The sequence below is a fragment of the Phenylobacterium sp. genome, assembly GCF_031181185.1.
In the GTDB taxonomy this organism is placed as follows: Bacteria; Pseudomonadota; Alphaproteobacteria; order Caulobacterales; family Caulobacteraceae; genus Phenylobacterium.
This window is the reverse complement of sequence record NZ_JAPSKZ010000267.1, coordinates 1-3,335: the sequence shown is the minus strand read 5'-3', so window position 1 is coordinate 3,335 and position 3,335 is coordinate 1. Positions and strand designations below refer to the sequence as shown.

Annotated in this window: 6 protein-coding genes; 2 read left to right on the top strand and 4 right to left on the bottom strand. The window is 70.2% G+C overall.

Translation table 11 applies throughout. The annotated features are described in order from the left end of the window. Positions 1-587 (top strand): DMT family transporter (locus RIF93_RS19575; RefSeq protein WP_309093122.1); only part of this gene is annotated, 587 nt, incomplete at its 5' end. Positions 588-633: 46 nt separating this feature from the next. On the opposite strand, the gene RIF93_RS19570 is transcribed toward RIF93_RS19575, so the two are convergent. After that, positions 634-1,203 carry a hypothetical protein gene (locus tag RIF93_RS19570; protein WP_309093121.1) on the bottom strand — a complete coding sequence of 190 codons (570 nt, stop codon included), beginning with the start codon at positions 1,201-1,203 and terminating at the stop codon, positions 634-636. Between the two features lie 46 nt (positions 1,204-1,249). Beyond that, positions 1,250-1,672 (bottom strand): YkvA family protein, encoded by a 423-nt coding sequence (locus tag RIF93_RS19565; RefSeq protein WP_309093120.1) that lies wholly within the window; start codon positions 1,670-1,672, stop codon positions 1,250-1,252. Between the two features lie 51 nt (positions 1,673-1,723). On the opposite strand from RIF93_RS19565, the gene RIF93_RS19560 reads away from it, so the two are divergent. After that, entirely contained in the window at positions 1,724-2,503 is a 780-nt protein-coding gene (locus RIF93_RS19560; RefSeq protein WP_309093119.1) for an SDR family NAD(P)-dependent oxidoreductase, read from the top strand. A gap of 60 nt (positions 2,504-2,563) precedes the next feature. Here the strand turns inward: RIF93_RS19560 and RIF93_RS19555 are convergent, their stop codons facing one another. Both RIF93_RS19555 and RIF93_RS19550 read right to left on the bottom strand, forming a co-directional pair. Continuing rightward, positions 2,564-2,905 carry a hypothetical protein gene (locus RIF93_RS19555; RefSeq protein WP_309093118.1) on the bottom strand — a complete coding sequence of 114 codons (342 nt, stop codon included), beginning with the start codon at positions 2,903-2,905 and terminating at the stop codon, positions 2,564-2,566. An 83-nt stretch (positions 2,906-2,988) separates the two neighbouring features. Next, positions 2,989-3,335: type I secretion C-terminal target domain-containing protein (locus RIF93_RS19550; protein ID WP_309093117.1), on the bottom strand; the 347-nt coding region annotated here is incomplete at its 5' end.

The window sequence follows — 3,335 nt, the reverse complement described above, 5'->3', positions numbered from 1 at the left end:
CAAACGCCTTGTCGTTCACCCGCACCCTTTGGCTGGTGCCGCTGGCCGCTTTCGTGGTGCGCGAGACCATTGGGCCCCTGCGGATCGGGGCGGCGGTCGTGGGCTTCGCTGGCGTCCTGCTGATGATACGTCCGGGCGCCGGCGGGGACTTCGCCGTGGGCCTGCCGGCTCTGGCCATGCTGGCGGCTTCGTTCCTCTTCGCCCTGACCATCACGGGCATGAAGGTGATGACGCGCGACCACGCGCCCAGCGTCCTTCTCGTCTGGGCCATGACGCTCGGCCTGATTTTCTCGATACCCGGCGCGATCCTCACCTGGCGGTGGCCCGAGCCCGTGGACCTGGCCCTGCTCTGCGCCATGGGCGTGATGGGGACCATCACCCAGGGCTGTTACATCAAGGGCATGCAGATCGGCGACGCCGCCGCCATGGCGCCGATCGACTACACGCGGCTGGTGTTCGCGGCCGTCATCGGCTTCCTGCTGTTCCACGAGATCCCGACGGTGTGGACGCTGACGGGCGCGGCGGTGGTCGTGGCCTCCACCCTGCTCATCACCTGGCGCGAACACCAGCTGGCGAAGCGCGCCTGACCGTCATCCGGTTCGCCGAGCGAAGGCTTGGAGCCATCGACTCCACCTATGGACTGACGCCGAGCTCAAGGTATTCGAAGCGGCCCGCGGCGACGTCGTACCCGGCGAGTATGACGCGGCTCACCCCGCCATGCGGAACCGCCTCGGCGACCATGGCCTGGTACCGCACCGGCAGCCGCGCCTCCACGCGGCTGGCGTCGGTCCGCAGCCGACCCAGCAGCGTGCCGGGCGCGCTCTCGCAGTTCCAGGCGCCGACCCGACCCCGGACCGTCACCCCGCTGCCAATCATGTGACAGCCGGTCTCGCCCTCGACCTTGCCGGGGGTGGCGCCGCGCGGTCGGGCCGCGGGCAGGTTCCAGCTGGGCGGGGCGGGAGCGCCTGGCGCAAGCGTTTCCATCTGCTCGATGGCCGTGGGCCGGCCGTCGCGCCAGACGAGCTTCCACCGGAGCCAGCCGCCGTCCGCCATGGCGGCGAGACCGGAGTTCACCAAGCCATAGATCGGGGCCGTTGGGACCTCGGTACGCGCCGAGACGCGGCCCACGGCGCCGAACGAGCCATAGTCCTCGCCCACGGCCGGGCCGGACATCGCAACGACGAGACCGAGCGCGAGGCTCATGGCGGTTCCTCCAGCCGCAGCCCGGCGCGCGCCGGACAGCGGAGGGTCAGTCCTCGGCGCGCAGCTCCTCGATGGCGCGGCGGGCGGCGTCCTTGTGGCGGGGCTTCAGGTTCTTGCCGATGACGCTCATCAGCGCCGTGAACACGGCGGCGTCGTCGGTGTAGCCGAGGCCGGCGATGAAGTCGGGCACCGCGTCGGTCGGCAGGACGAAGTAGGCGAGCGCCGCCAGCATCATCCCCTTCGCCGCGATCGGGGTGTCCTCGTCGCGGGCGCAGTACCAGACCGACAGGGCCTCCTTGGCGAACGGGATGCTCGCCGCGACCCGGCGGATCTTGGGCCAGAAGCCCTTGGCCACCCGCTCTTCGTTCAGCTTCATGACGTACGGCGCCAGGGCGTGGTCGCGCGCGATCGGCCCTAGCGGATCGAACTCGGCATTGACGTTGGGTGACGCTTTTTCGTGCGCGCTCATCGGGCTAAAGCCTTGGCGAACCTGGGGTCATCATAGGGGAGCGTAGCGCTCATGGAACTCAATTCATCCGTCGCAGCGGTCGTCACGGGCGGCGCCTCGGGCCTCGGCGAAGCGACCGTTCGGGCGCTGGCCGCCAAAGGCGTCAAGGTCGCCATCTTCGACATGAACGAACAGAAGGGCGAACAGGTCGCCAAGGACGTCGGCGGCGTCTTCTGCAAGTGCAACGTCACCTCGGAAGAGGACGTGGACGCCGCCTTCGCCAAGGCCCGCGCCGCGCATGGCCAGGAGCGCATCCTGGTGAACTGCGCCGGCACCGGCAACGCCATCAAGACGGCCAGCCGCGACAAGCAGACGGGCGAGGCCAAGCACTTCCCGCTCGACGCCTTCAACCTGATCATCCAGATCAACCTGGTCGGCACGTTCCGCTGCATCGCCAAATCGGCGAAGGGCATGCTGGACCTCGAGCCGGTGAACGGCGAGCGCGGCGCGATCGTCAACACCGCCTCGGTGGCGGCGGTCGACGGCCAGATGGGCCAGGCGGCCTACTCCGCCTCGAAGGGCGGCGTCGTCGGCATGACCCTGCCGATCGCCCGCGACCTGGCCGGCGACGGCATCCGCGTGAACACCATCCTGCCGGGCATCTTCAACACCCCGCTGATGCAGGGCGCCCCGCCGCAGGTGAAGGAGGCCCTGGCCGCCTCGGTGCCGTTCCCCAAGCGGCTCGGCAACGCCGAGGAGTACGCCTCGCTGGCGCTGGAGATGATCCAGAACGGCTATTTCAACGGCGAGCACGTCCGCCTGGACGGCGCCATCCGCATGGCGCCGCGCTGAGCCCCGACTGTTCGTGAAACGCGAGGGCCTCCGGCGACGCCGCCGGGGGCCCTTCTCGTATCAGGCAGCAGGCTTCTGCGAGCGGCAGATCCAGCCGTCGGCGGTCTGGATGCGGCCGGCGCCCAGCGGGCAGATGGTCGGGCGCTTGTACTGGCCGCTGGCCTTCTTGCCGACGACCTGGTGGCACTCGGCCCGGGTCTTGTCGACATAGACAAGCGATCCGCCCCCCTTGTCGTCGGGGATCGTATAGCCCGAGGCCTGGGTCTTCTCCGGCGCCAGGCCGTTGGCGTTGCAGAAGGCCGGCACGTCGACGTTCTCCATCGCCGGCCGGGCCGGCGCCTGGGCGTTGGCCGAGGTGGCGACGAGCAGGGCCGCGAGCGCGGCGAAGGCCGATGACCGCATGACATTCCTCCCGATGTGCGCCGTCGTTCGAACGCGGCGCTTGGGATGAACGCTAGCACCACCGCAGGGTGTGGCAAGACGGCCTAGCTGAAGATCCAGTCGCCGGCCGCGAGCCGCGCGGGTTCCACGCCGGGCAGATGGATGACGTAATTGGCCCACTGAGGATCGGGGCCGGCGCCGTCGCGGTCGAACAGCACCTTGGTCCCGCCAGCGTCGTCGGCCAGCAGCTTGAGGCGGCCGGAGGCGAACGGATCGCCGCCGCCCGCCGCCTGAATCAGAGCCGACAGGTCCAGCTTGTCGGCGCCGGGCGTAAAGTCCTCCACCGTCGCCGGCGACCACGGCTCGGCGTCCCACACGAAGCGGTCGGCGCCCGCCCCGCCGAACAGCACGTCCGAGCCGCGGCTGGCCACGAGGGTGTCGGCGCCCGCTC